Source organism: Streptomyces saintjeani (genome assembly GCF_055409605.1).
On record NZ_CP189624.1, the window covers coordinates 8,910,322 to 8,934,506 of the forward strand.

The 24,185-nt window shown below is 71.0% G+C and carries 28 protein-coding genes and 1 pseudogene; 14 read left to right on the top strand and 15 right to left on the bottom strand.

Going from position 1 to position 24,185, the window contains the following annotated elements:
- Positions 1–2 precede the first annotated feature (2 nt).
- Together ACQCO7_RS39925 and ACQCO7_RS39930 are read left to right on the top strand one after the other, a co-directional pair.
- Positions 3–2,024 (top strand): FAD-dependent oxidoreductase, encoded by a 2,022-nt coding sequence (locus ACQCO7_RS39925; protein ID WP_464076412.1) that lies wholly within the window; start codon positions 3–5, stop codon positions 2,022–2,024.
- A 22-nt stretch (positions 2,025–2,046) separates the two neighbouring features.
- The gene (locus ACQCO7_RS39930) at positions 2,047–2,601 is read left to right on the top strand and encodes a PadR family transcriptional regulator (protein WP_464076413.1); all 555 of its coding nucleotides are present in this window, start codon (positions 2,047–2,049) and stop codon (positions 2,599–2,601) included.
- A gap of 1 nt (position 2,602) precedes the next feature.
- On the opposite strand, the gene ACQCO7_RS39935 is transcribed toward ACQCO7_RS39930, so the two are convergent.
- Positions 2,603–3,124 carry a hypothetical protein gene (locus ACQCO7_RS39935; protein ID WP_464076414.1) on the bottom strand — a complete coding sequence of 174 codons (522 nt, stop codon included), beginning with the start codon at positions 3,122–3,124 and terminating at the stop codon, positions 2,603–2,605.
- Positions 3,125–3,340: 216 nt separating this feature from the next.
- On the opposite strand from ACQCO7_RS39935, the gene ACQCO7_RS39940 reads away from it, so the two are divergent.
- On the top strand, positions 3,341–4,021 hold the full coding sequence (locus ACQCO7_RS39940; RefSeq protein WP_464076415.1) for a glycoside hydrolase family 75 protein: 681 nt from the start codon (positions 3,341–3,343) through the stop codon (positions 4,019–4,021).
- On the opposite strand, the gene ACQCO7_RS39945 is transcribed toward ACQCO7_RS39940, so the two are convergent.
- The 6 genes from ACQCO7_RS39945 to ACQCO7_RS39970 form a co-directional block, all read right to left on the bottom strand.
- Complete coding sequence (locus tag ACQCO7_RS39945; RefSeq protein WP_464076416.1) at positions 4,018–5,184, bottom strand: macrolide family glycosyltransferase; 1,167 nt, start codon at positions 5,182–5,184, stop codon at positions 4,018–4,020. The two genes, ACQCO7_RS39940 and ACQCO7_RS39945, sit on opposite strands and share 4 nt — an antisense overlap.
- Before the next feature lie 164 nt (positions 5,185–5,348).
- A complete protein-coding gene (locus tag ACQCO7_RS39950; RefSeq protein WP_464076417.1) occupies positions 5,349–5,984 on the bottom strand; it encodes a CatB-related O-acetyltransferase in 636 nt (211 codons plus the stop codon).
- 104 nt (positions 5,985–6,088) lie between these two features.
- Entirely contained in the window at positions 6,089–6,496 is a 408-nt protein-coding gene (gene dhaM / locus ACQCO7_RS39955) for a dihydroxyacetone kinase phosphoryl donor subunit DhaM (RefSeq protein ID WP_464076418.1), read from the bottom strand.
- On the bottom strand, positions 6,493–7,125 hold the full coding sequence (gene dhaL, locus ACQCO7_RS39960; RefSeq protein ID WP_464076419.1) for a dihydroxyacetone kinase subunit DhaL: 633 nt from the start codon (positions 7,123–7,125) through the stop codon (positions 6,493–6,495). The genes dhaM and dhaL overlap by 4 nt, the downstream gene beginning before the upstream one ends.
- A 22-nt stretch (positions 7,126–7,147) precedes the next feature.
- Positions 7,148–8,140 (bottom strand): dihydroxyacetone kinase subunit DhaK, encoded by a 993-nt coding sequence (gene dhaK / locus ACQCO7_RS39965; protein ID WP_464076420.1) that lies wholly within the window; start codon positions 8,138–8,140, stop codon positions 7,148–7,150.
- A gap of 118 nt (positions 8,141–8,258) precedes the next feature.
- A complete protein-coding gene (locus tag ACQCO7_RS39970) occupies positions 8,259–8,630 on the bottom strand; it encodes a DUF4333 domain-containing protein (RefSeq protein WP_464076421.1) in 372 nt (123 codons plus the stop codon).
- A gap of 108 nt (positions 8,631–8,738) precedes the next feature.
- Here ACQCO7_RS39970 and ACQCO7_RS39975 point away from each other — a divergent pair, with 108 nt between their 5' ends.
- On the top strand, positions 8,739–9,857 hold the full coding sequence (locus tag ACQCO7_RS39975) for a sensor histidine kinase (protein ID WP_464076422.1): 1,119 nt from the start codon (positions 8,739–8,741) through the stop codon (positions 9,855–9,857).
- A 548-nt stretch (positions 9,858–10,405) separates the two neighbouring features.
- Here the strand turns inward: ACQCO7_RS39975 and ACQCO7_RS39980 are convergent.
- Complete coding sequence (locus ACQCO7_RS39980) at positions 10,406–10,744, bottom strand: hypothetical protein (RefSeq protein WP_464076423.1); 339 nt, start codon at positions 10,742–10,744, stop codon at positions 10,406–10,408.
- 168 nt (positions 10,745–10,912) lie between these two features.
- On the opposite strand from ACQCO7_RS39980, the gene fahA reads away from it, so the two are divergent.
- The gene (gene fahA / locus ACQCO7_RS39985; RefSeq protein WP_464076424.1) at positions 10,913–12,088 is read left to right on the top strand and encodes a fumarylacetoacetase; all 1,176 of its coding nucleotides are present in this window, start codon (positions 10,913–10,915) and stop codon (positions 12,086–12,088) included.
- A gap of 77 nt (positions 12,089–12,165) precedes the next feature.
- Here the strand turns inward: fahA and ACQCO7_RS39990 are convergent, their stop codons facing one another.
- Positions 12,166–12,741 carry a TetR/AcrR family transcriptional regulator gene (locus ACQCO7_RS39990; RefSeq protein ID WP_464076425.1) on the bottom strand — a complete coding sequence of 192 codons (576 nt, stop codon included), beginning with the start codon at positions 12,739–12,741 and terminating at the stop codon, positions 12,166–12,168.
- 70 nt (positions 12,742–12,811) lie between these two features.
- On the opposite strand from ACQCO7_RS39990, the gene ACQCO7_RS39995 reads away from it, so the two are divergent.
- The 4 genes from ACQCO7_RS39995 (at position 12,812) to gndA (ending at position 16,260) form a co-directional block, all read left to right on the top strand.
- Positions 12,812–13,342: a GNAT family N-acetyltransferase gene (locus tag ACQCO7_RS39995; protein WP_464076426.1), complete on the top strand. Its 531-nt coding sequence runs from the start codon at positions 12,812–12,814 to the stop codon at positions 13,340–13,342.
- A 99-nt stretch (positions 13,343–13,441) separates the two neighbouring features.
- Entirely contained in the window at positions 13,442–14,098 is a 657-nt protein-coding gene (locus ACQCO7_RS40000; protein ID WP_464076427.1) for a maleylpyruvate isomerase N-terminal domain-containing protein, read from the top strand.
- Between the two features lie 50 nt (positions 14,099–14,148).
- Positions 14,149–14,655: a MarR family winged helix-turn-helix transcriptional regulator gene (locus ACQCO7_RS40005; RefSeq protein WP_059043949.1), complete on the top strand. Its 507-nt coding sequence runs from the start codon at positions 14,149–14,151 to the stop codon at positions 14,653–14,655.
- 165 nt (positions 14,656–14,820) lie between these two features.
- Positions 14,821–16,260, top strand: coding sequence for an NADP-dependent phosphogluconate dehydrogenase (gene gndA, locus ACQCO7_RS40010; RefSeq protein ID WP_464076428.1), 1,440 nt, complete (start codon positions 14,821–14,823; stop codon positions 16,258–16,260).
- A 111-nt stretch (positions 16,261–16,371) separates the two neighbouring features.
- On the opposite strand, the gene ACQCO7_RS40015 is transcribed toward gndA, so the two are convergent.
- From ACQCO7_RS40015 to ACQCO7_RS40030, 4 genes are all read right to left on the bottom strand, one after another.
- Positions 16,372–17,181, bottom strand: a complete 810-nt coding sequence (locus ACQCO7_RS40015; RefSeq protein WP_464076429.1) for a GH12 family glycosyl hydrolase domain-containing protein — start codon at positions 17,179–17,181, stop codon at positions 16,372–16,374.
- Positions 17,182–17,192: 11 nt separating this feature from the next.
- On the bottom strand, positions 17,193–17,999 hold the full coding sequence (locus ACQCO7_RS40020; RefSeq protein ID WP_464076430.1) for a pectate lyase: 807 nt from the start codon (positions 17,997–17,999) through the stop codon (positions 17,193–17,195).
- Positions 18,000–18,074: 75 nt separating this feature from the next.
- The gene (locus ACQCO7_RS40025) at positions 18,075–18,860 is read right to left on the bottom strand and encodes a thioesterase family protein (RefSeq protein ID WP_464076431.1); all 786 of its coding nucleotides are present in this window, start codon (positions 18,858–18,860) and stop codon (positions 18,075–18,077) included.
- Between the two features lie 106 nt (positions 18,861–18,966).
- The gene (locus ACQCO7_RS40030; protein ID WP_464076432.1) at positions 18,967–19,170 is read right to left on the bottom strand and encodes a hypothetical protein; all 204 of its coding nucleotides are present in this window, start codon (positions 19,168–19,170) and stop codon (positions 18,967–18,969) included.
- Here ACQCO7_RS40030 and ACQCO7_RS40035 point away from each other — a divergent pair.
- From ACQCO7_RS40035 to ACQCO7_RS40050, 4 genes and pseudogenes are all read left to right on the top strand, one after another.
- Positions 19,169–19,462, top strand: coding sequence for a hypothetical protein (locus ACQCO7_RS40035; RefSeq protein ID WP_464076433.1), 294 nt, complete (start codon positions 19,169–19,171; stop codon positions 19,460–19,462). The two genes, ACQCO7_RS40030 and ACQCO7_RS40035, sit on opposite strands and share 2 nt — an antisense overlap.
- Positions 19,434–20,615 (top strand): annotated as a pseudogene (locus ACQCO7_RS40040) (IS3 family transposase); the annotation flags it as partial. The gene ACQCO7_RS40035 and the pseudogene ACQCO7_RS40040, both read left to right, overlap by 29 nt.
- Positions 20,616–21,041: 426 nt before the next feature.
- Positions 21,042–21,590, top strand: coding sequence for an RNA polymerase sigma factor (locus tag ACQCO7_RS40045; protein ID WP_464076434.1), 549 nt, complete (start codon positions 21,042–21,044; stop codon positions 21,588–21,590).
- On the top strand, positions 21,587–22,219 hold the full coding sequence (locus ACQCO7_RS40050) for a hypothetical protein (protein ID WP_464076435.1): 633 nt from the start codon (positions 21,587–21,589) through the stop codon (positions 22,217–22,219). Before ACQCO7_RS40045 ends, ACQCO7_RS40050 begins: the two co-directional genes overlap by 4 nt.
- 93 nt (positions 22,220–22,312) lie before the next feature.
- Here ACQCO7_RS40050 and ACQCO7_RS40055 read toward each other — a convergent pair whose 3' ends face one another.
- Both ACQCO7_RS40055 and ACQCO7_RS40060 read right to left on the bottom strand, forming a co-directional pair.
- Entirely contained in the window at positions 22,313–22,582 is a 270-nt protein-coding gene (locus ACQCO7_RS40055) for a hypothetical protein (RefSeq protein WP_464076436.1), read from the bottom strand.
- A 1,157-nt stretch (positions 22,583–23,739) separates the two neighbouring features.
- Positions 23,740–23,892, bottom strand: a complete 153-nt coding sequence (locus ACQCO7_RS40060) for an AzlC family ABC transporter permease (RefSeq protein ID WP_464076437.1) — start codon at positions 23,890–23,892, stop codon at positions 23,740–23,742.
- On the opposite strand from ACQCO7_RS40060, the gene ACQCO7_RS40065 reads away from it, so the two are divergent.
- Positions 23,867–24,172, top strand: a complete 306-nt coding sequence (locus ACQCO7_RS40065; RefSeq protein WP_464076438.1) for an Lrp/AsnC family transcriptional regulator — start codon at positions 23,867–23,869, stop codon at positions 24,170–24,172. The two genes, ACQCO7_RS40060 and ACQCO7_RS40065, sit on opposite strands and share 26 nt — an antisense overlap.
- Positions 24,173–24,185 lie beyond the last annotated feature (13 nt).

Genomic DNA, 24,185 nt, shown 5'->3' on the forward strand with positions numbered 1-24,185 from the left:
CCATGAGCCCGAGCCGCTACCCGCACCTGCTGAGCCCGCTCGACCTGGGCTTCACCACGCTGCCCAACCGCGTCCTCATGGGCTCGATGCACGTCGGCCTGGAGGAGGCCGAGCGCGGCTTCGAGCGCATGGCCGCCTTCTACGCGGAACGCGCACGCGGGGGAGTGGGCCTCATCGTCACCGGCGGCATAGCCCCCAACGACGAGGGTCGCCCGTACCCGGGAGGCGCCAAACTCACCACCGACGAGGAAGCGGCTCAGCACCGGCAGATCACCGACGCCGTGCACGCGGAGGGCGGCCGGATCGCCCTCCAGATCCTGCACTTCGGCCGGTACGCCTACCACCCCGACCTGGTCGCCCCCAGCGCGGTGAAGGCCCCGATCAGCCCCCACACGCCCCGCGAACTCACCGCCGCCGAGGTCGAGCAGACCATCGAGGACTACGTCCGCACGGCCCGCCTCGCCCGCGCCGCCGGGTACGACGGCGTCGAGATCATGGGCTCCGAGGGCTACCTCGTCAACGAGTTCATCGCGGCGCCCACCAACCACCGCACCGACGAGTGGGGCGGCCCGTACGAGAACCGCATGCGCTTCCCCGTCGAGATCGTCCGGCGGGTCCGCGAGGCCGTCGGCGAGGACTTCATCCTGGTCTACCGCCTCTCCATGCTCGACCTCGTCCCCGGCGGCTCCACGTTCGACGAGGTCATCACCCTCGCGAAGGCCGTCGAGGCGGCCGGCGCCACCCTCATCAACACCGGCATCGGCTGGCACGAGGCCCGCATCCCGACCATCGCGACGTCGGTGCCGCGCGGTGCGTACACGTTCGTCACGAAGAAGCTCATGGGCGAGGTGACGATCCCCCTCGTCACCACCAACCGCATCAACACCCCCGAACTCGCCGAGGAGTTGCTCGCCGACGGCGTCGCCGACATGGTCTCGATGGCCCGCCCGATGCTCGCCGACCCGGAGTTCGTGAACAAGGCCGCCGCCGGTACCCCCGAGGCCATCAACACCTGCATCGGCTGCAACCAGGCATGCCTGGACCACACGTTCAGCGGCAGGATCACCTCCTGCCTGGTCAACCCCCGCGCCTGCCACGAGACCGAACTGACCCTGTCCCCGACCCGCCTGCGCAAACGCGTCGCGGTCGTCGGCGCGGGCCCCGCCGGACTCGCTTGCGCGGTCACCGCGGCCCAACGAGGCCACCACGTCACCCTGTTCGACGCCGCGAACGAGATCGGCGGCCAGCTCAACGTCGCCCGCAAGGTCCCCGGCAAGCAGGAGTTCGACGAGACGATCCGCTACTACGGCCACCAGTTGACGGCCCATCAGGTCGACGTGCGCCTCAACACCCGCATCGAGGCAGGCGATTTGACCGGGTACGACGAGATCGTGGTCGCCACCGGAGTCACCCCCCGCCTCCCCGACCTCGACGGCGTCGACCACCCCAGCGTCCTCGGCTACCTCGACGTCCTGCGCGACGACGCCCCCGTCGGCGACCGCGTCGCGATCCTCGGCGCGGGCGGCATCGGCTTCGACGTCGCCGAACACCTCACCGACAGCGGCGACAAGGCCCACGAGAACCCGGCGGCCTACTTCCGCGCCTGGGGCGTCGACCTCGACCACACCACCCCCGGCGGCCTCACCACCCCCGACCGCCCCACCCCGCCCCGCACGGTCCACCTCCTCCAGCGCAAGAACACCAAGGTCGGCGCGGGCCTCGGCAAGACCACCGGCTGGATCCACCGCACCGAACTCAAGCACCGGGGCGTCACCATGACCCCCGGCGCGACCTACGACCGCATCGACGACACCGGCCTCCACATCACCGTCGACGGCCACAGCACGGTCCTGGAGGTCGACACGGTCGTCCTGTGCACGGGCCAGGAACCGCGCCGGGACCTGTACGACGCGCTGGTGGCGGCGGGCCGTACGCCGCACCTGATCGGAGGCGCCGACGTCGCCGCCGAGCTGGACGCGAAACGTGCCATCAAGCAGGGCACGGAGATCGCGGCGGCCCTCTGACGCTCTCCCTAGGATGACCCGCATGTCACTCCCGCACGCGATCCTCACCGCCCTGCTCGAAAAGCCGTCCTCGGGGCTGGAGCTGACCCGCCGGTTCGACCGGTCGATCGGATACTTCTGGTCGGCCACGCACCAGCAGATCTACCGCGAGCTGGGAAAACTGGAGGCGGAGGGCCAGATCCGCGCCCTCCCCTCCGAGGTACCCGCGCGCGGCCAGAAGAAGGCGTACGAGGTTCTCCCCGAGGGCCGCGCCGAACTCGCCCGCTGGACCGCCGCACCCCAGGACCCCAAACCCCACCGCGACGCCACGCTCCTGCGCCTGCGGGCCGCGGCGGTCGTCGGCACGGCCGGCCTCGCCGCCGACCTGACCCGCCATCTCGCCCTCCATCAGCGCCAGTTGGCCGAGTACGAGGAGATCGAGTCCCGCGACTTCCCGCCGGGAGACGAAAGCGCGCAGGCCAGGCTTCAGCACCTGGTCCTGCGCGCGGGCATCGCCCTGGAGACGTTCTGGGTCAGCTGGCTCACCGAGGCCCTGGCCGAAGTCTCCGAAGCCGGACTCCCTGAAGCGGACGCCTGATTCAGAGCCGGTACGGCCGTCGCCGGCGCCGCAGGAACCACCCCGCCGCCACCACCCCGAGCCCGGTCAGCGCCCCGCCCGCCGCGAGCGTGACCGTGCCGTAGTCCTGGATCCCGCCCCCGAGCCCGCCGAGGACACCCCGGGTGGGCGCGGTGGTCGAGGAGGCGGTCGGGGTCGTCGACGCCGAGACGATGATCGTCTGGGACCCGGCGTCGGCTGTGTCAGAGCAACGGACCATCACGGTGTAGGTACCAGGGGTGACACCTGTCCAGACAGCCGACTGGCTGACGGACGTGCCCGACAACTGCGCGGCACGCCCTTGGTTGAACGAAGTCTGACTGCTGGTCAGCAGGTACGCGGTGCCGTAGCTGTCCCTGGCCTGCGTCGTACAGGTGCTGGTCACCACCGACACCGTCGACCCCGTCGTACTCACCGAGATCCCGGCCGCGAACGCCGGACCCGCGGCCAGCGCGACGGCCGCCGCGCTCGCCCCGGCACCGACAAGAAGCTGAAGTGTGCGCATGCGGCCAGCCAAAGCGGCCCGCACGGGGCACGCACCCCGGGAGCCGCCGGGCAGGTGACGGATTCCTTCGTACGGCGCAACAGGACACCCGGCCCTGCTGCCGGTCCGTCAGCGCGCGTGCACCGTACGGCCCCCTTGAGGTGGCCGAGGTGGCGGGAGGACACCAGATTTACCTGAGTGTCCGTCAAAGTCCCCCCGCGGAGAGGGTTTCTCTACGTGCGTCCCCAGTCGTTGACACTCGCCGTCGTCTGCCTCGCCCTGCTCGCGCCGACCGCGCCCGCCGTTCCGCAGGCATTCGGCCTCCCCACCTCCGACGGGCCCGTCGGCGCGGCGGACCTGCTGGCCAAGGTGCGCGGCTGCGACCCCGTCTCGCGCGGCAAGTACCGTACCGACGACAGCGCGCCGCGCACCGTACCCGTCTGCGGGACCCGGGACGCCGTGTTCTGGAAGGCTGACATGGACATCGACTGCGACGGGCGCCCCGGCCGGCACTGCAACCGGGACGCCGATCCGCTGTTCGCGCCCACCACCGCCTTCCAGCAGTCCGACGGACGCCAGCTCAGCGCGGAGAAGCTGCCCTACATCGTCGTCCCGATGAAGAGCGCCACCTGGAACCACCGCGACAGCGGGGTGCACGCCGGTTCCGTCGCCGCCGTGATCTACCGGGGCCGGGTCCAGTACGCCGTGGTCGGCGACACCGGACCCGACGACCTCATCGGCGAGGCGTCCTACGCCACCGCCAAGGCCCTCGGCATCCCCGCCGACCCGCGTGGCGGGGGTGTCTCCTCGGGGGTGACCTACATCGTCTTCAAGGACTCACGGATCAAGCCGATCGAGGACAAGGCGGAGGCGCTGGCGGTGGGGGAACGGCTGGCGAAGCTGTTCGTACGGGGCTAGATCAGCTCCTCGACGAGATCAGCCGCACGGTGGGTCCCGCCCTCCTTTCGAGCCGCCGCCCGCAACTCCGCCGACCTGCGCGCCACTTCGGGGTCGGCGGTCAGTTCCAGCAGGGCGCTGCGGAGGGCCTCCGCTGTCGCGTCCGCCGTGTCGAGGCGGCGGGCGATCCCCAGCTCCACCAGGCGGTCCGCGTTCATGAACTGCTCGGCGCCCTGCGGTACGGCGATCATCGGGACCCCGGCGAGGAGGCCCTCGCCGCAGCCGCCCATCCCCGCGTGGGTGACGAACGCGTCGGCCCGGTCGAGGATCGCCCGCTGCGGCACCCAGGGGTGGACCTCGACGTTCGCCGGGATCGCGCCGAGGTCCGCCGGGTCGGTGTACTTGCCGATCTGGAGGACCACGTGCCAGCCCGGCAGGTCACCGAACGCGGCGAGGCACTGCCGGTAGAACCCGGGCTGCCGGGTGAACGCCGAGCCGAGGGAGACGAGGAGGACGTTCTCGGCGTCGGCCGGACGCGCCCACTCCTCCTCGGCCGGGTCGAAGCAGGGCCCCACGAAGGTCACCGTGGACGTGTCGACGCGGTCCGCCTGCGGCTGCATCGCCCGCGTGATCGTCGCGACGGTGTGCGCCGGACGCCCCGCGAACTCCTCCACCGCGAGCGTCGACGCCCCGGACTCCTTGAGCCACGCGTCGAACCGCGCCCGGTACGCGTCCGCGCCCGGCAGCGCCCAGATGTGCGCGGCGACCTCCGCCTCGTACCCCTCCCAGGCCACGAAGGTCGGGGAGAACTGCATCAGGGGGCGGCCCTGGGACTCGGCGAGAACGCGGGCCGGGTACGCGCCGATGTCGTACAGGTAGAGGTCGGCCGGGTCGGTGTCGTACACGGCGCGGAGCTGGGGGAGGGCCTGGATCGCGTCGTCCAGGAACACCGACATCGCGGCGATCGTCTCCTTGGGCCAGTCGTTGTCGGCGACCGGGAGGACGGACGTGTACGGGACCAGCTCCGCGCCGGTCGGCTCGATCAGGTGCGCCACGACGGGGTCGTTCGCGTAGGTCACGCGGTGGCCGCGGGCGACCAGTTCGCGGATCACGTCGAGGCTGGGGAGGACGTGGCTGACGGCGGGGATGCCGATCATCGCGATGTGGGCACGGCGACGGGACATGGACGATCACACTCGTTTCAGGTCTACGGGGTCGAGGACACGACGAAGCGCGGCCCGGCGGTGTCGCGCGGGGCGCTGGGTGAGGGGGCGTGTCAGCCGTAGAGCTGTACGAAACCGTGCATGGCCGAAACCCTAGCCCGGCGCGGTGCCGTCGCGCATCCGGATTACGGCGCCGCCGCTTCGAGCTCGTCCACGGTCCCCGACATGATCGTCCGGACGTGCGCCGTGATGTGCTCCAGCGGCCAGTCCCACCAGGCCAGCGCCAGCAGCCTCGCCACATCCTCGTCGCCGAACCGGGAGCGGATCGGGCGGGCCGGGTTGCCGCCGGCGATGCCGTAGTCGGGGACGTCGGAGGTGACGACGGAACCGGTCGCGACGATCGCGCCGTGCCCGATCCGCACCCCCGGCATCACGGTCACGCCGTTCCCGAGCCACACGTCGTTGCCGACGACCGTGTCACCACGGTTCGGGAGCCCGGTGATGAGGTCGAAGTGGTCGGCCCAGGCGCCGCCCATCGTCGGGAACGGGAACGTGGACGGGCCGTCCTGGCGGTGGTTGGCGCCGTTCATGATGAACTTCACGCCGGTCGCGAAGGCGCAGAACCGGCCGATGACCAGCCGCTCCGGGCCGTAGTGGTAGAGGACGTTGCGCGTCTCGAAGGCGGTCGCGTCGTCCGGGTCGTCGTAGTACGAGAACTCCCCGACCTCGATCAGCGGGGACGTGACCAGCGGCTTCAGCAGGACGACGCGCGGCTGGCCGGGCATGGGGTGGAGGGTGGTCGGGTCGGGGAGCAGGGGCATGGGTCTCTCCCAGGGGGCCGGGGGCGGGGATGGCGCATTCATGATCGTCTCGCGGCGCCCGCCCCGCCCACCGAATTACCGCCCTGGTGCCATCCTCGCGGCCGTCACACCTTCCGGTACGCGTACGCCTCCCCGGCCGCCGCCTCCACGGCCGTCAGGTTCGCACCGGTCGCCGCCGTGACCGCCGCCGCGATCGACCCCTCCACGAAAGGCGCGTCCAACAGGCGGATGTCGTGCGGCAGTTCGTCGTCCTCCAGGAGTGCCTTGACGGTGAGGACGGCGCTCCCGAGATCGGCGAGGACGGCGACCCCCGCACCCCGGTCGACCTCGGCGGCGGCCCGCGTGATGAGGGCGGCGCTGGTGCCGAACCCGCCGTCCTCGGTGCCCCCGGCGGCGGCCACGGGTACGGCCGTACCGTCCCCCACCAGACCGCGCGCGAGATCCGCGACGGACTCCGCGACGGCGGCACTGTGCGAGACCAGCACGATCCCGACGAGTTTCTGATCGCTCATGACGTTTCCTCCCCTTGAACTTCCCCTTGGACTTCCCCTTGGGCCTCGGCCAGCGCCGCGATCAGCAGGGCCGACGAGGTCGCCCCCGGGTCCTGGTGACCCACGCTGCGCTCACCGAGATAACTCGCGCGCCCCTTGCGCGCCTGGAGCGGCACGGTCGCCGCCGCCCCCTGCTCGGCCGCGATCCGCGCCGCCGCGAACCCGGCGTCGAGCGCCTCCACGGCCGGCACCAGCGCGTCGACCATGGTCTTGTCGCCCGGCGCGGCCCCGCCGAGCTGCATGACCGCCTGCACCCCGGCCCTCAGCGCCGCCGCGAACTCGGCCTCGCCGACCTCGGGACCGTCCCCGAGGGCCTTGCCGGTGCCGCGCAGCAGCGTTCCGTACAGCGGTCCCGAAGCACCGCCGACGGTGGAGATGAGCTGCCGCCCGGCGAGCTGGAGGACGGCGCGCGGCGTCGCGGGCTCGTCCTTCTCCAGGACGGCCGCCACGGCGGCGAACCCGCGCCGCAGGTTGGCGCCGTGATCGGCGTCCCCGATGGGCGAGTCCAGCTCGGTGAGCCGGTCCGCCTCGCGGTCCACGAAGGCCGCGGTGGTCGTCAGCCAGCGGCGGAAGAAGTCGGCGTCCAGCATGGGAACTCCTCGCTCCGTACGGTCACATGCCCCAGCGCAGCCCGGCCGTGCTGACCGGCGCGTTCCACAGCCTCAGCAGCTCCTCGTCGATCTGGCACAGCGTGATGGACGCGCCCGCCATGTCCAGCGAGGTGACGTAGTTGCCGACCAGCGTGTGCGCCACGGTGACCCCGCGCGCGGCCAGGACGCGCTGGACCTCGGCGTTGAAGCCGTACAGCTCAAGCAGCGGCGTCGCCCCCATGCCGTTGACCAGGACGAGGACCGGGTTGCGGGGGGTCATGTCCTCCAGGATCGCGTTGACCGCGAAGTCGGCGATCTCCCCGGACGTCATCATCGGACGGCGCTCGCGGCCCGGTTCGCCGTGGATGCCGACGCCGAGTTCCAGCTCGCCCGGCGGCAGGTCGAAGGTGGGGGAGCCCTTGGACGGGGTGGTGCAGGCGCTCAGGGCGACGCCGAAGCTGCGGGAGTTCTCGTTGACCTGCCGGGCGATCGACTCGACGCGCTCCAGCGGCTGGCCCTCGTCGGCCGCCGCGCCCGCGATCTTCTCCACGAACAGGGTCGCGCCGGTGCCGCGCCGGCCCGCCGTGTAGAGGCTGTCGGTGACCGCGACGTCGTCGTCGACCAGGACCTTCGCGACCTGGATGCCCTCGTCCTCGGCGAGTTCGGCCGCCATGTCGAAGTTCAGGACGTCGCCGGTGTAGTTCTTCACGATGAACAGCACCCCGGCCCCGCTGTCCACGGCCGCCGCCGCGCGGACCATCTGGTCGGGCACCGGGGACGTGAAGACCTCGCCGGGACAGGCCGCCGACAACATGCCGGGCCCCACGAAGCCGCCGTGCAGCGGCTCGTGCCCCGAACCGCCGCCCGACACCAGGGCCACTTTTCCGGCGACCGGCGCGTCCCGGCGCACGATCACCCGGTTCTCGACGTCCACGACCAGCTCGGGATGGGCCGCTGCCATCCCCCGCAACGCGTCCGCGACCACGGTCTCCGGAACGTTGATCAGCATCCTCATGGCGGGTCCTCCTGATGACCTGTGCACGTACGTCTTATTCGATTGTCGGCCCTGGTGAGCGACCACTCGGAGACTAACGTTCACGGTCGCGCTTTGTCGTCGGGAGCGACGGAAGCGCTCAGCGGTCGAACTTCCAGGTGATATGCGCGGGCGCCGTGTTGACGACCGTGACCGGGATACGGACGGCCGTCCCGTCGCCCCGTCTGCCGGTGCACGTCATCCTCGTCCCCGCGACCGCGAGCAGCGGACCCGGACAGCTCACGTCGTGGACCCTGATCCCGACCCACGGCAGCGGGTGGTACCTGCTCTGCGTCCGGCCGGCGACGATGTTCGCGGCGAGGGCCTTGCGGCCGTCCACCAGGACCGTGTCGTACTCGTCCAGCCGCGTCGTCGACTCGGTCGTGGAGAGGGCGCGCGTGCCGAGGACACCGGTCAGGAGGACGACGGCCGCTCCGGCGACGACGCCGAGGGCGAACCTGCTGTCCGGCACGAGTGGCCTCCTCTCGGGCTCCGGGCCGGGGCTCCGGTCTCGGTTTCGGCTTCGGGCTTCGGTTTCCGGCTTCGGAAAGTACCAGCTCACCCCCGCTACGGTGACGCCATGCGATCCACCGCCCGGGGCTTCGCGGTCGGCGCCCTCCTCGCCGCGGCCTTCCTCGACCTCGTCGTCGCCCAGCAGACCCGTACGGGCCTCGCGCTGCCCGCGCTGGTCCTCGCCGTCGGCCTGACCGCCGTCCTTCGACCCCTTGGTTCCCTTCGACTCCGTACCGCCGTACCCGCGTTGCTGTCCCTGCTGTATACGGCGACGTCGGTGGTCCGGCACCGCGACGTCGCCTTCGGGCCCGGCGAGGCCGCCGTGCTGCTGTGTCTGCTGTACGTCGCCGTGCGGCAGGTGCCGGCGCGGTGGGCCGGGGTGTGCGGGGCGCTGGACGCGGGGGCGGTGCTCGCGACGCCGGCGCGGTACTTCCGTGCGCCGTGGGCCGGGGACGAGGGGCCGGTGTATCTGGTCGTCGGGCTGGTGCTGGTCGGGTCCGTCGCCGGGTTCGCGGGGTATCTGCGCGCGCTGGACTTCCGGCGTGCCGTCGCCGTCGCCGAGACGCGGCGCCAGGAGCGCGTGGCGATCGCCGCCGACCTCCACGACTTCGTGGCGCATCACGTGACCGGCATCCTCGTCCAGACGCGGATGGCCCGGATGCTGGTCGCCGGTGAGCGGGAGCGGGTCGATCCCGTCCTCGGGGGGATCCAGGACGCGGCCACCGAGGCGCTCGCCTCGATGCGGCGTACGGTCGGCGTGCTGCGGGAGAGCGACTCCGCCGCGATGCACCCGGTGGGCGACCTCGCCGGGATCCGGGGGCTGGTCCAGGGGTTCGCCGGGCAGCCCGTCGTCCTGCGGCGGGACGCGGCCGTCCACGACGACCTGCCGCACGAGGTGCAGGCCGCCGCCTTCCGCGTCGTCCAGGAAGCCCTGACCAACGTACGGCGGCACGCGGGCGACGCCGGGCGGGTCGCCGTCGGGCTGCGGCTCGCCGGGACGGCTCTGGAGGTGACCGTCGTGGACGACGGGCGGGGCGGGGTGCGGCTGCCCGAGGAGGCTCGGGGCGGGGGGTTCGGGCTGGTCGGGCTGCGAGAGCGGGTGACGGCGCTCGGCGGGGAACTGGAGGCGGGGCCCGAGGTGGAGGGGTGGCGAGTGCGAGCGGTGCTGCCGGTGCGGGGGCGGTGAGGGGCGGCGGGTGCGGGGCGGCGGGGTACGGGGTGAGGCGGCGAGGCGCGGGGGTGAGGCGGCGGGCTCGGGTGACTTGAACCGTCACGTGAAGTGACCTGACGGCCGGGCTCTCCATGTCCCCGGGGCGCAGTCTCCCGTACTCCAGCTGTCCCTGCCGACCCACGACCCGGTCCGCCTGATGGAACTCGGCCGCCGCCTGGCGGGTCCGCGTGCGGAAGGCGTCCTGGTCATCGTCTCGGGCTTCATGACGCACGGCCTGCCGTTGGTCACCCGCGAGATGCTCGACGGCGTCGTCCCCGCCTGGTCCTCCGACTTCGACCAGTGGGCCGCCGAGGCGCTCGCCGAGGGGGGACGTCGAGGGGGGACACCGACGAACTCGCCGCGTACGCCGGCCGCGCGCCCGGTATGCCGTACGCCCACCCCGCCACCGACCACTTCCCCCCGGCAGTGCGGACGACCCGGAGCGGGCCGTCCGCACTGCCATCGACGGCTTCATGATGGGATTCACGAAGCGGTCGTTCGAAGTGGTCTAGGAGTGGAACGGGTCAGGTCTGGATCTCCGAGGGGCCCTCGTCGAAGACGGTGATGTCGACGCAGAGGTAGATCGGTGCGCCCCAGTTGTGGTGGAGCACCCAGGTGACTCCGTTGTTGGGGTCGAACGGCGGGCCGTGCGGCGCGATGTTGGTGACCCAGACGTCGGCCGCTCCGACGAACCGCTTGCGGTCGACACCGGCGAAGCCGCCGTGTGCGTCGCCGGGCGCCGGTACGTACTCGCAGGCGGTGACGTTGACGATGGACGTGGCGTTGATGGCGGCCCAGTTGAAGTTGCACGTGGTCCGGGTCGTTTGGGGATCCCGGTAGTACACACGGATGTGCTGGGGCATGGAGCCACCCCTTCCGTAGCTGATGGGCTGGTGCCTTTCCATCGTGAAGTGTGCACGAATGAGCGGCAAGTCGATCATTTGAGCGACTTGTCCCTCGTGGGGCTGCCTTGACGGCCCTGGGGCCGCGACCTAGCGTGCGGTGATCGCGCGGCGACAGAAAGGTCTCTCATGCGGCTCTCCGCCCCGGCCGACTCCCTCTTCGGACTCGCCAACCTGCCGTACGGCGTCTACTCCCGCCCGGGCACCGCACCCCGCGTCGCCACCCGCTACGGCGACCACGTCGTCGACCTGGCGCTCCTCCTCGGCGACGAGGTCTTCGCCGCGCCCGCCCTCAACCCCTTCATGGCGCAGGGGTACGACCGCTGGGTCACCGTCCGTGCCGCGATCACCGCCGCGCTCGCGGGGGATGTCCCCTCCGGTGCCGTCCACCCCCTCTCCGACGTCACCCTCCACCTTCCCTTCGAGGTCGCGGACTACGTCGACTTCTACGCCTCCGAACACCACGCCGCGAACCTCGGCCGCCTCTTCCGGCCCGACAACCCGGAGCCCCTGCTCCCCAACTGGAAGCACCTCCCCGTCGGTTACCACGGCCGCTCCGCCTCCGTCGTCGTCTCCGGCACGGACGTCGTACGCCCCTCCGGCCAGCGCAAGTCGCCCGGCGACCCGGCGCCCGTCTTCGGGCCCTCCGTCCGGCTCGACATCGAGGCGGAGATCGGGTTCGTGGTCGGCGCCGGCAATCCCATGGGCTCGCCCATCCCCGTCGCCGACGCGGAGTCCCACATCTTCGGCGCCGTCCTCTTCAACGACTGGTCCGCGCGCGACATCCAGGCATGGGAGTACGTCCCTCTCGGCCCCAACCTCGGCAAGTCCTTCGCGTCGACCGTCTCGCCGTGGGTCGTCCCCCTGCTGGCCCTGACCGGCGCGAAGGTGGACACGCCGCCCCAGGAACCGGCCGTCCTCCCCTACCTCGCGCTCGACCGTCCCTGGGGGCTCGACATCTCCCTGGAGATCGAATGGAACGGCGAGGTCGTCTCCCGGCCGCCGTACTCCGCGATGTACTGGTCACCCGCGCAGATGCTGGCGCACTTGACCGCGAACGGGGCCCCCACCCGAACCGGCGACCTCTTCGCCTCCGGCACGGTGTCGGGGCCGGAGAAGGGGGAGCGGGGGGCGTTCATCGAACTGACGTGGGGTGGGGCGGAACCGGTGGCTGTGGGCGGGGAGCTGAGGACGTTCCTGGAGGACGGGGACGAGGTGGTGCTGCGGGGGAGTGCGCCGGGGGTCGGCGGGGGGAGGATCGGGTTCGGGGAGGCTCGGGGGAGGGTGGTGGGAAGGGGGGAGTGAATGGATGGGTGGATGAGTGGCTGAGCCACTCGACCACTGTGTACCCGACAGGTGAGGCGGACCCGACGCCGTCCCCTTCAGCCCCGCAGAAGGGCGAGTTGGTGGGTGACGGCCTCGGTCAGGCGGGGCTCGTCGTCCGTCGCGAGGAGGTCGAGGAGCGCGCCCCGGAGGACGGCCAGGGCGAGGGTGCGGCGGGCGTCGGCGTTCCGCGCCGCCCGTTCGGACGGCGACTGGCAGTCGGCCAGGACGCCGAGCCAGTCCTCCACGGTCGTACGGGCGAAGCCGGCCCAGGGGCCGTCCGGCTGGACGAGGGAGCGCGCGTACGCCTCCGCCCACAGGCGCAGCAACGGCCGGTGCTCCTGCGCGGCGAGCCATGCCCAGACCTGTTCGACCGCCGGGACCAGTCCGGCGGGCGCGGGTTGCCTGACGCGGTCCAGGAGGGCCAGTTCGTCGGTGCGGGCGCGGGCCAGCAGCGCTCGTACCAGGCCGTCCTTGCTGCCGAAGAGGAACAGCAGGACCCGGGGGCTGGAGCCGATCGCCTCCGCGAGGGGGCGCAGTGAGAGGTCGGTGAGGCCGTGGGTGAGGGCGTACCGGTAGGCCGCCTCCAGCAGCTCGGTCCGCCGGGCGGACGGGGGTGGCGTTTCCTGGGGCACGCGGCTAGCCTAACGCAACTGAAACGACTGTTTCAGTCCAGGGAGCGATCACGGGCCGGGAGAGCGGCACATGCCACAGCACGACCAGAACCACGCCGCCGTACGCCGCGCCGACCGGCCCGGTGACCTGGGCTGGGTCCTGATGGCCCACGGCGACGTCTACTGCGGACAGCTCGGCTGGGACCCCGACTTCGAGGCCCTGGTCGCCAGGATCGTCGCGGACTACGCGGCCAAGCACGACCCGCTCCGCGAGGCGGCCTGGATCGCCGAGGCCGACGGCCGCCGCGTGGGCTGCGTCCTCCTGGTGGCAGGCGACGGCCCGAAGACGGCCCAGCTCAGGGTTCTCCTCGTCACCCCGGACGGCAGGGGGCTGGGCCTAGGAACACGCCTGGTCGCGGAGTGCCTGGCCTTCGCCCGGGAGGCGGGCTACGAGCGGGTGACCCTCTGGACCAACGACGTCCTGGTCTCGGCGCGCAGGATCTACCAGGCCGCCGGCTTCGAACTCGCCGACGAGGAACGGCACCACAGCTTCGGGCAGGACCTGGTGGGGCAGAACTGGACGCTTGAACTGGGGGCCGGACCGGCGGGCGGGACCGCATGACACCGACGTGCCGCAGGTCGCGGCGGCCGTGGGGGGACGACGTACGGGTGCGCCGACAACGCGTACCCGAATACCCCGCCCCTCCCGTACCGTGCCCGCGTGGACCTCTTCGCACAGACATGGGCCGCGCTGCGGTCGGCCGTGGCGGGGCTCGCGGACGAGGACTTCGCGCGGCCCTCGGGGTGCACGGGATGGCTGGTACGGGACCTGGTGTGCCACCTCGTGATCGACGCGCAGGACGTCCTGATCACCCTCGCCACCCCCACCGACGCCGAGCCGACCCGGGACGCGGTGACGTACTGGCACGTCACCGGCACCCCGCCGACCGGCGAGGACCCGCTCGACGCGCTGACCGTCCGCCTCGCGGCGGCGTACGAGGACCCGGCGCTGCTGAAGTTCCACCTGGACGACGTCGGCTCGGCGGCGGGCCGCGCCGCGACCCTGGCGGCACCGGAACTGCGGGTCGCCACCCAGGACATGGTCCTCACTGCGGCCGACTACCTCTCCGCGTACGTCCTGGAGTGGACCCTCCACCACCTCGACCTCGTCGCCCACCTCCCCGGCGTCGAAGGACCCCCTGCCGCAGCCCTCGCCCGCACCCGGCAGATGCTGGAACAGCTCGCCGGTACGCCGTTCCCCGCCGCCCTCTCCGACACGGACGCGCTCCTCGTCGGCACCGGCCGCCGCGCCCCCACCGACGCGGAACGGGCCGAACTGGGCGGCACGGCCGCGAAGTTGCCCTTCGTCGTGGGGTGAACGGTCCGATCGTCGCAGGTGACGGCAGGGCCGCCGATTACCATCGGGCCATGGATTCGACGCCGCGTTGGCTGAACCCCGAGGAGCGACGGGCGTGGCTCGCCTACGTCGAGTTCTCCACGCACCTCGCCGACCATCTCAACCGCCAGCTGCGCCGCGACGCGGGGATGACGCACGCGGACTACTCGCTCCTCGCGTTCCTCTCGGCGGTCCCCGGCCACCAGCTCACCATGTCCGAGCTGGCCGAACGCCTCCGCATCACCCGCAGCCGCCTCACCCACGCGGTCACCCGCCTCCAGGAATCCGGCTACGTCGACCGCCAGGACTGCCCCAGCAACCGCCGCAACCAACTCGCGGTCCTCACCCCCGAGGGCATGCGCCTCCTGGAAGAAGTGGCCCCGGGCCACGTGGAAGCGGTCCGCCAGGCGATCTTCGACGCCCTCACCCCGGCCCAGATCACCCAGTTCGCGGAGATCGGCGAGGCGATCAACGCGGCGCTCCACCGCATCGACGCGGACAACGGACACGAGCAGGCGCTGCCGTGGAGAAGGCGGTGACGGTATCCCCGCGCGGGGATTCTTCGAGATGCGGGGCATAGATCCGATCATCGATGCTGTTTACGCTGTCGAGGATGCCCACAGGACGTACGAGCACCTCACACGCGGCCCACCCCCGAAGCCGCGTGACCGCATGAGTCGTATCCGATAGGACAGGTACCGCACATGAGCGCATCCGCATCGATCGGCGTCACCGGCCTGGGAGTCATGGGCCGCAACCTGGCGCGCAACTTCGCGCGGCACGGGTACACGGTCGCCGTCCACAACCGGAGCGCCGGGCGGACCCGTGCGCTCATCGAGGAGTTCGGCCACGAGGGGGACTTCGTCCCCGCCGAGAGCGCCGAGGATTTCGTCGCCGCTCTCGAACGTCCTCGGCGTCTGATGCTGATGGTGCAGGCGGGGGAGGCGACGGATGCGGTGATCCAGGAGTTCGCGCCGCTGCTTGAGCCGGGCGACATGATCATCGACGGGGGCAACGCGCACTTCGCCGACACCCGCCGCCGGGAAGCCGCGCTGCGCGAACAGGGCATCCATTTCGTGGGAGTCGGCGTCTCCGGGGGTGAGGAGGGCGCGTTGCACGGGCCGTCGATCATGCCGGGCGGGTCGCCGGAGTCGTACGCCGTGCTGGGCCCGATGTTCGAGGCGATCAGCGCGAAGGTCGACGGGGAGCCCTGTGCCACGCACATCGGGGCCGACGGGGCCGGGCACTTCGTGAAGATGGTGCACAACGGCATCGAGTACGCCGACATGCAGCTCATCGCGGAGGCGTACGACCTGCTGCGGCAGGTCGGCGGCTACGAGCCGGCCGAGATCGCGGGCATCTTCCGCGAGTGGAACCAGGGGCGTCTGGGCTCGTACCTGATCGAGATCACGGCCGAAGTGCTGGGCCACACCGACGCGTTGACCGGCGGCCCGTTCGTCGACGTGGTCGTCGACCGGGCGGGGCAGAAGGGCACGGGGCGCTGGACCGTGCAGACCGCGCTCGACCTCGCCTCCCCGGTGACGGCGATCGCCCAGGCCACCTTCGCGCGGGCCGCGTCGGGACAGACCGCGCTGCGCACGGCGTACCGGGGACTGCCGGGCGGCACCACCCCGCCACTGTCACGCACCGAGGCCGCACGGTTCGCCTCACAGGTGGAGAACGCCCTGTACGCCTCCAAAGTGATCGCGTACGACCAGGGATGGACGATGATCCAGGACGCGGCGAAGGAGTACGGCTGGGACATCGACCTCGCCGCCGTCGCCCGCATCTGGCGGGGCGGCTGCATCATCCGCGCCTCCTTCCTCGACCGCATCCGCGCCGCCTACGCCCAAAACGCTTCCCTGGTCAGCCTGTTGACGGAGAAGGAGTTCGCACAGGAGATCACGGACGCGCAGGTGCCGTGGCGGGAGATCGTGGCGACGGCGGCTCGCCGGGGCATCCCCGTACCCGCGTTCTCGGCAGCTCTCTCGTACTACGACACCCTGCGCGCCGAACGCCTCCCGGCCGCCCTGCTCCAGGGCCAGCGCGACTACTTCGGTGCGCACACCTACGGCCGGGTGGACAAGCCGGGTGCGTTCCACACGCACTGGGCGGACGCCGAACGGCCCGAGACCGACGCGTAAGCGCCTCCGCTGAGAGCTGAGAAGGGTGGCCATCACTTCACTGTGATGACCACCCTTCGGCCGTGTGGAGCGGGATCCGGGGCCGTCGGTCGCCCCCGGGCCGCTCCGAGGTCAGCGGACGGTGACCGAGTAGGCGCTGGTGCTCAGCCGGCCCGTGCCGGTGAAGACCTCGGTGCCTGCCTCCACGCTCGTCAGATACGTGGTGCCGCCGAGCAGCCGGCGCCGGACCAGAGCGTCCGTGAGGCCGGTGAGGTCGGTCGTCTGGCTGGTGGTGTTGGCCCTGCGGACGAACGAGTAGACGTTCCAGCTACTGGTGATCTTCCCGGCGGAGTCCTTGTTGACGATCTTGCCGACGTAGAGGTCCCAGGCGACCCCGCCCACGTTGAGCGTTTCGCGCTTCGTGCCGAGCGGGCCCGCGCCGTTCTGCCGGTTGAGCCAGACCATCACCTCGTCGTGCGGCTGGTCCCGCCAGTCCGGGTTGGACTTCTGGTGGAACCACAGGTCGTACGAGACGTTCATGACGGTCGGCCGGTTCTGGGTGATCTTGAACGACCAGTTGGACGTGACCCGCCGGCCGCTGTCGAGGCGGATCGGCAGCCGGGTGTTCTTCTCCTTCCATCCCCAGTGCCAGCCGAGAACCGCGCTGGCGTACGCCTTCACACTGGTCCGGTCGCCGGTCCAGTCGAAGGTGGTGTCCCAGTTGAGGTTGCCGTTGCGGTAGGAGTTCAGCCAGGTGCACTCCTTGCCGCTGGCACCTTTCTGGCCCCACACGTTGTTGTTCAGGTAGTACGGCGAGGCGCTGATGGTGTTGAACGCCGTGCAGTTGTCGGCCGCGTGGGCGGACTGCGGGACGAGCAGCAGCGGAGCGGCGACGGCGGTGGCGGCGGCCAGGGTGAGGCCGCGCAGTCGGGTAGCGATCATGGTCTTGGTCCTTACCGGTAGGTGATGTCCGACGTGCGGTAGAGGCAGTTCCTGCCGTCGGGACCAGAGCCGGTCTTGACCGGTTCGCCCGCGGTCACGCCGCGGAACTTCTGGCAGACGACGATCTTCCGGCTCCGGTCGCCGACGATCGTGACGCGGCTGATCCGGGCTGTGTCGCCGAGGTTGGGGTTGATGCCGACGACGTCGACGCCGGGCGCCCGGACGGTGACGTTGTCGATCACGACATGCCGCTGGTACTGCTTCTTGCAGACCCCGCAGGAGCGGTAGAGCTTGCCGAAGTCCTCGACCTGGAAGTTGCGGATGGTGAACGTGCCGGGGCCGTTGTGCTGGAACACCTTGTCGGCGGCCCTGCGGGCACCCCCGCCGTCGACGGTCATGGTCTGGTTCGCCCGGGTGCTCTTGAAGGTGGCCGCGTCCTCGCCGACGTCCTCCCACCAGACGTTGCGCAGGGTGCAGGTGCCCCGGCAGTGGATGCCGTCGGCGGCCGGGGAGCCGATGATCACGTTCGAGACCGTGGCGCCGTCGGCGAGTTCGAGGACCGGCGGCTGGTTCTCGCTCTGGTCACCGCCGCCGAGGGCGCCGGTGCCGACGAAGCGCGTGAAGTCGAAGTTGCGCGTGCCGCTGACCGGGATCGTCGCGGAGACGCGCTGGGTACGTTTCGCGGCCGGCCAGTCCGCCGCGGGCCGGACGGCGGTGGCCCCGGAAGGCCCGGCCGACGAGTCGGCGACGGCGAGAGCGGGGCCGGCGGAGAGCAGGAGAACGGCCAGCGGCACACATATGCCTGTGCGGTGCTTCATGCACGAAACGTCACCAGTCATGTACGCATCGCGCATGTCGGATGACCCGAACGTGTCACCAGAGCAGGGCCCAGCTCACCTCCCCGGCGCCGGCCTCACCGTCAGGATCTGCTGGGCCTGCCCGACCGGCCCGTGGACGTCGTACAGGACCGTGCTGGTCAGCCCCTGCCCCGTCGGCCCGAACGTGACGGTCGTGTCGAGCCCCGTCCACCGCCCCTCGGGCTGCCGGTGGAGGTGGACCGTGAGGTCCACGTTGGGGAACATCCACTCCGTCGGGGGACGGCGTACGGCGACACCGTTGGCCGTGTCGACGAGCGTGAGGAACGAGGTCAGCGGACCGACCGGCTCGCCGGCCACGAGGGCGTACGGCGAGGAGATCCACGCGGTCCCGCGCCCCGGCACCGGCGGCGCGGGCATCCGTACGTCGAGCGACGCGACGTACCCGCCCGGCCACAGCTCGGCCATCGGCCAGGACGGCGACGACTCGGGCGGCGGCAGGAGTTCACCCGTACCGCCCGCCACCGAGGCCGTGTCGAGAGCCGTCAGCAGCCAGCCGCGCGCCCGGACCACGGGGCGGTCCGCGATGCGTACGACGGCCTCGACCAGCTCGATCGTGCGGCCCGGCCGGACCGTCTCCACCTCGATCTCGCACTCGTCCAGGGCGAGCCGGCCCAGGATGTCGTAGCTGACGCGGGACAGGAGCAGACCGGGACGGTCCGCGAGGTGCTGGTCCATGGCGTGGACGATCAGACCGCCCAGCGGACTGAAGTGCTGCTCGTCCGGGGCCCAGGCGCCCTGCGCGTGGTGCGTCGGCTTGAAGCGGTGGTCGTCGATGCGCTCGTAATAGCTGCCGGGGGTCAAGACGGACCTTTCCTCGGGGACGCTGGGGACGCTGGGGACGCTGGGGACGCTGGGGACGCTGGGGACGCTGGGGACGCTGACACCGGGGATGGTAACAACGTGGTCGTTACAACAGGTTCAGCAAGGCTACGTACACGGCCGCCCCGAGGCCCAGCAGGATTCCGACCGGCATCCACACCGCGAGCCGCGCGACCAGCGCCGAGTCCCGCAGGCGGCCCAGCGGCGCGACCGTGACGCTCGCCCCGGCCGGCAGAGCGATCTCAGCGCCGGGCTCGGTGGCGACCAGCATGGACATGGTCTTGCGGAACATGTGCGACCTTGTCCGGCGGGATCTTCTCCAGGCCGGTGCGGTCGGTGGTGTCGTTGACGTGCTCGATGAACTTCTCGATCAGCTTGCGGCTGATGCTGTGCTCGTAGCTTTTGACGCGGGTTGTGCTGCCGGGCAGGCCGGGGTCGGCGAAGACGAGTCAGGGGTGGGCGGAAAGTTCCTCTGCGACGAGGATCGCGCGGGCAACCGGCTCGATGAATCGCCCCGGTTCGAATGGAGACTCGATTTCATGAAAGGGTCGAGTCATGGCACGACCTTCCCGTTACCCGCTTGAGCTCCGCCGTCGCGCGGTGCGCTCGGTCGCCGAGGTAGGCGCCGGCTGCCCGAACGAGACGGCCGCCCTGCGGGCGGTGGCCGAGAAGCTCGGCATCGGTTCCCGCGAGACGCTGCGGCACTGGGTGAAGCAGCATGAGATCGATACGGGGACACGTCCGGGGACGACGACGGAGGAGTCCGCTCAGCTCAAGGCGTTGAAGAAGGAGAACGCCGAACTGGAGCGAGCCAACGAGATCCCGAAGGCCGCAGCGAGTTTCTTCGCGGCCGGGCTCGACCGGCCACACACGCCCGTAGCGTTCATCGACGAGCACCGGGACCGCTTCGGCGGCGTCGAGCCGATCTGCAGGACGCTCACCGGGCACGACTGCAAGATCGCCCCTTCCACCTACTACGCCCACAAGAAACGCGTCGAAGCTCCCTCCGCCCGTTCCGTGCGCGACGAGGAACTCGAAGAGCGCATCCAAGAGGTCCACACGTCCAACCTCCGCGTCTACGGGGCCCGGAAGATCTGGCGCGAACTGAACCGGCAGGGACATGCCGTGGCCCGCTGCACCGTCGAGCCCCTCATGCGCGAACTCGGCATCACCGGCGCCGTCCGCGGCAAGAAGGTGATCACCACGCTGCCCGGCGGGCAGGCAGGACGGGCGCCGGACCTGCTGGACCGCGACTTCGTCGCTGCCGCCCCGGACCGCTGCCGGGTCGTGGACTTCGCCCACGTGAAGACATCGCCTTCGTCGTGGACACGTTCTCCCGCCGGATCGTCGGCTGGTCCGCGGCCACCGTGAAGGAAGCGGTCTTCGTCCTGGACGGCCGTGTGGCAACGTGACCGCGACCAGCACCCGGTTCAGCCAGGCGAGTTGACCCACCACTCGGATGCCGGGTCGCAATACGTGAGTTTCCGGCTTGCCGGGCATCTGGACGCCGCCGGCATCGCCGCCTCGATCGGATCGGTCGGCGACGCCTACGACAATGCCCTGATGGAGAGCACGATCGGTCTGTTCAAGACCGAGCCGTTCAAGCCCCGACGGCCCTGGAAGTCCCTCTCCCAGGTCGAGTTGGCCACCACAGAGTGGGTCGACTGGTACAACCACCGCCGACTCCACGATGAGACAGGGCACGTTCCGCCCGTCGAGTACGAAGCCAACCACTACGAGGGGCTTGGCCCTTCGTTCATCGGCGATCATGACGCGCCACACGTGGTCGGCGAGGCGGCGTTTCAGGCACCGCTTCGCTTCCTTCGGCGACATACCCCGGGAGAGCCGGCCCCGAAGAGCGGCAGACGGTTCACGAGTCACCCGGCCCGGCGTCCTACGGCACGCTACGAGCGGCCAATCCGACCGCGTCCCGCTACCTCCATACAAGTCGGCGGTTCAGTCTCAGCCAAGGCTGTCGGAGAGGGGAGCGCTGGGCCCAGGGGAAGGGCCGGCGGCACGGCACGGGCGCCGGCCTGTGCGGTGGACGAGTCGGCTGGTGAGGCGGGTAACGCTTTTGGGAGCCCGAGCCAAGTAGAGCTGTAAGGCATTGCTCGTCCGTTCAAGGAGTCGTCCGTGCAAGCGGAGCATTCAACAGCGCCACCCGTGCGTGACCCGGCCGGGTTCGCCGTGTTCTACCAGCAGCAGTTCGACACTGTGCTCGGCTTCGTGACCCGGCGCACCGACAGCCCGCACCTGGCCGCGGACCTGACAGCGGACATCTTCCTGACCGCGCTCGAACAGGCGCACACGTACGACGCCCGGCGCGGTACACCGGTCGCCTGGCTCCACGGCATCTCCCGCAACATCCTGGCCGCCCACTTCCGGGGCAGCGCCCGCGAGCAGCGGGCCGCCATCCGGATCGCCGCGCAGCGGATGCTGGACGATCAGGACATCAGCGCGATCGCGGGCCGTATCGACGCGGCCCGCGAGATCCGGCAGCTGGCCGCGCGGCACGCGGCTCTGTCCGAGCCGCTGCGCGCCGTGCTGGACCTGGTGGCCCTGGACTCACTGACCGTCCGTGAGGCCGCACAGGCCCTCGGTATCAGCGCGGCCACCGCCCGGGTGCGCCTGCACCGTGCCCGCAAGTCCCTGCAGCGTGTCGACACCCAGCCCATCACATCCCTGCACGTCGCCTCGGAGGCCCACTCATGACCGCTCCCGTGCACTTCCAGCAGCAGCTCGCCGAGGAACTCACCGCCCGCGCCGCAGCCCTGCCGCCCACGACGGAGGCGCCTGTGCGACCGCTCCGCACCCGGCGGATCGCGGTCACCGCGCTGGGACTGGCGGCAGCCGTCACCGCGGTGGTGCTGATCCCGCGTGCGGCCGACACCACCGCCACCCCGCAAGCGGAAAAGGGCCACAGCGCCACCCGCGTGCCGGACGGGAGCGCGCCGGTGCTGAGCAACGCCTCCTACACGGTCGCTCCGCGCAAGGACGGGACCGTCACCGTTCTGGTGACGGGCGCGGAGGTGTCCGGGCTCCAGGCGGCGCTGCGCAGCCTGGGCGTGCCGGCCGTGGTCCTGCGGGCCTCGGAGTCCTGCTCCGCCAGGGTCCGTACCGACAACGCCAACCTGGAGACGGTCTCGTCGCGGGATCCGAAGAACGGACGCCTGATGGTGATCCGGCCCGGCGCCATCCCGCGTGGAGACTCTCTGGTGCTGGTGCAGCCCGCCCTCAAGGGCGCCCTGCACCCGGACAAGATGTACTCCATGGAGGTCATGCTGGCCCCGGGCGAGCCCAGTTGCTTCCCCGCCTCCCAGAGCAGCGTGGGCGTGGGCTAGGTGTGCCGCGTCTGATAATGATCTTGTGACGGGTCGAGGCGAGCTGACGGATAGGGCGGAGCCTGTCAACGCGATCAAGGCAGGTAGATCGTTCTATCCCTGTGCCGGGATCGTTTGATCGTCGTGTCGGAGGTCGGCGCGCATCTCGCGGAGCTGGTCGGCGAGGCCGAAGTGCACGTCGAAGGGGGTGCACCAGACGCGGGCGTCCTCGACGCGGCCGAACCGCCCGGGAAAGCCGTGCCGGTGTCCGAGGGTCTTGTGCCGACTCTCCGGGTACGGATTGTCGTTGGACGTCCTGGGCCGGGAGTGCGATGTGGTGACACCCGGGTTGTCCGGCATCTGCGCGACGTTGTGGGCGATCATCGGTGAACCGCGATCCGACCGAGTGGATCGTCGACCGGCCGTGCCGGAGAGGGTACTCGGCGATCGTCGAGGACAAGGAACCGCCCGGCCGGCTCCTTGTTCTCCGGGCGGCGGCCGTCCAGCCGGCCGTGCAGCGGCTGTGGATGCCGATGATTGCGCAGAGGCGGAAACAGCCGCTCCTGACTGGGCCCTTCAGCGTCGTGATGTCCCACGGCCAGACCCGGTCGGGTGCGGTGCCGATCAGCCCGGGCTTCTCGCGCGGCGGATGCGTGGCCTGCCGGCGCCGTTCGCGGACCTCGCCGTGCTTGCGCAGGATCCGGTACATCGCCGCCTCCGGGCACAGGCAGATGCCGCGGTCCAGCAGCACCGCGCAGATCTCGGCAGGCGCCATGCCGACGGACGCGGCCGAGCGCGGCACGGCCAGGACCTTCGCCTCCTTTGTCTCTGCCGGAGCCCGCGGATGCCGCTTGCGCTCCCGCTTCTGCCGCACCGGAGCCAGGGACCTGCGGTGGTGCCGATACCAGGTCGCCTGGCTCAGGCCGAGCGCGGCGAACAGCTCGCGGTGCCGGCGGGCGAGGCGGCCCCCCCGCCCGCTCGACGATCTCCCGTAGACCTTCCGGCGCCGCCGCCCTTCGCGCATGCCTGCAAGCCGAACTCCGCCGGGCCAGTTCCGGCAGCAGCGCTGTCGACCACTCCCGCTTGCGCATCCCGGTCATCAGCGCGAGCTCGGCTGCCGCCCGGTTGCGGTGCGGGAATCCGCCCCGAAAAGCGACATCAACCTCGCCGTCGGGGCACTGCCCGCCCAGCCCAACGTCGCGGAAGAACAGGTACTGATCGAGCGCGAGATGCCTCACCTGCATGCCGTGCGTAGGTGAGCAGGTCCGTCTGCCGAGAGGCGAGGTGCTCAACCAGCCGCAGCACGACGACAGCGGCTCCACCGGCCGCATGTCCGCCCCCAGCACGATCGGCGTCCCGTCCGGAATCACCTGCCGGTCCAACGGGGCCACCGCCGTACCGCTCCACCAGCGGCCGTCGAACGAAGAAAAGGTCCAACTTCCCTCCTCTGGAACACCAACCCGGAATACGGAGGAACAGGACAGACAGGACGCTCCGGAGATAGTTGATCAGACCACTCGTTGCAGTGAGGCAGAGCAGAACTATGGAGAGAACACGTGGCGGAAGTTGACGACCAGGACGGTCACCGCGATCGCCGTGAGCGGGGTGGTGCTCGCGATCATGCCGACGAGGAGGAGCTCCAGGGAACCGGCGAGGGAGGCCGAGGGGGTGATCCAGGGGTACCGGGCCGTCATCGACCCCGCCGCCCGGGGCCGCGCCTTCGAGGTGCTGGTCGATCTCAGCCTGGAGTCGCAGGACGCGGCGACCGTCGAACGCTTCGAGGAGACCCTCGCCCGGGCGGACGAGGTCCTGGAGCTGCGGCGGCTCTTCGGCGCCCCCGACTATTTCGTGCGGGTCGCCGTCGCCGACCTCGCCGCGTACGAGACCTTCATGAGCACGCGGGTCATGGCCATCCCCGGGATCAGGAACATCGTCTCCCACTTCACGATGAAGAACGTCAAGCAGGTGCCCTGACGGCTACTGTGCC

What these genes read in the sequence shown, in the direction of transcription:
- ACQCO7_RS39980 (WP_464076423.1), bottom strand. Translation starts at nt 10,744, where the DNA reads ATGCCCCAGCACATCCGTGTGTACTACCGGGATCCCCAAACGACCCGG.
- ACQCO7_RS39995 (WP_464076426.1), top strand. Translation starts at nt 12,812, where the DNA reads ATGCCACAGCACGACCAGAACCACGCCGCCGTACGCCGCGCCGACCGG.
- ACQCO7_RS40015 (WP_464076429.1), bottom strand. Translation starts at nt 17,181, where the DNA reads ATGATCGCTACCCGACTGCGCGGCCTCACCCTGGCCGCCGCCACCGCC.
- dhaL (WP_464076419.1), bottom strand. Translation starts at nt 7,125, where the DNA reads ATGCTGGACGCCGACTTCTTCCGCCGCTGGCTGACGACCACCGCGGCC.
- ACQCO7_RS39930 (WP_464076413.1), top strand. Translation starts at nt 2,047, where the DNA reads ATGTCACTCCCGCACGCGATCCTCACCGCCCTGCTCGAAAAGCCGTCC.
- ACQCO7_RS39935 (WP_464076414.1), bottom strand. Translation starts at nt 3,124, where the DNA reads ATGCGCACACTTCAGCTTCTTGTCGGTGCCGGGGCGAGCGCGGCGGCC.
- ACQCO7_RS40020 (WP_464076430.1), bottom strand. Translation starts at nt 17,999, where the DNA reads ATGAAGCACCGCACAGGCATATGTGTGCCGCTGGCCGTTCTCCTGCTC.
- ACQCO7_RS39950 (WP_464076417.1), bottom strand. Translation starts at nt 5,984, where the DNA reads ATGCCCCTGCTCCCCGACCCGACCACCCTCCACCCCATGCCCGGCCAG.
- ACQCO7_RS39945 (WP_464076416.1), bottom strand. Translation starts at nt 5,184, where the DNA reads ATGTCCCGTCGCCGTGCCCACATCGCGATGATCGGCATCCCCGCCGTC.
- dhaM (WP_464076418.1), bottom strand. Translation starts at nt 6,496, where the DNA reads ATGAGCGATCAGAAACTCGTCGGGATCGTGCTGGTCTCGCACAGTGCC.
- ACQCO7_RS40030 (WP_464076432.1), bottom strand. Translation starts at nt 19,170, where the DNA reads ATGTTCCGCAAGACCATGTCCATGCTGGTCGCCACCGAGCCCGGCGCT.
- ACQCO7_RS39975 (WP_464076422.1), top strand. Translation starts at nt 8,739, where the DNA reads ATGCGATCCACCGCCCGGGGCTTCGCGGTCGGCGCCCTCCTCGCCGCG.
- gndA (WP_464076428.1), top strand. Translation starts at nt 14,821, where the DNA reads ATGAGCGCATCCGCATCGATCGGCGTCACCGGCCTGGGAGTCATGGGC.
- ACQCO7_RS40005 (WP_059043949.1), top strand. Translation starts at nt 14,149, where the DNA reads ATGGATTCGACGCCGCGTTGGCTGAACCCCGAGGAGCGACGGGCGTGG.
- ACQCO7_RS39925 (WP_464076412.1), top strand. Translation starts at nt 3, where the DNA reads ATGAGCCCGAGCCGCTACCCGCACCTGCTGAGCCCGCTCGACCTGGGC.
- ACQCO7_RS40060 (WP_464076437.1), bottom strand. Translation starts at nt 23,892, where the DNA reads ATGACGGCCCGGTACCCCTGGATCACCCCCTCGGCCTCCCTCGCCGGT.
- fahA (WP_464076424.1), top strand. Translation starts at nt 10,913, where the DNA reads ATGCGGCTCTCCGCCCCGGCCGACTCCCTCTTCGGACTCGCCAACCTG.
- ACQCO7_RS40055 (WP_464076436.1), bottom strand. Translation starts at nt 22,582, where the DNA reads ATGATCGCCCACAACGTCGCGCAGATGCCGGACAACCCGGGTGTCACC.
- ACQCO7_RS40050 (WP_464076435.1), top strand. Translation starts at nt 21,587, where the DNA reads ATGACCGCTCCCGTGCACTTCCAGCAGCAGCTCGCCGAGGAACTCACC.
- ACQCO7_RS40035 (WP_464076433.1), top strand. Translation starts at nt 19,169, where the DNA reads ATGTGCGACCTTGTCCGGCGGGATCTTCTCCAGGCCGGTGCGGTCGGT.
- dhaK (WP_464076420.1), bottom strand. Translation starts at nt 8,140, where the DNA reads ATGAGGATGCTGATCAACGTTCCGGAGACCGTGGTCGCGGACGCGTTG.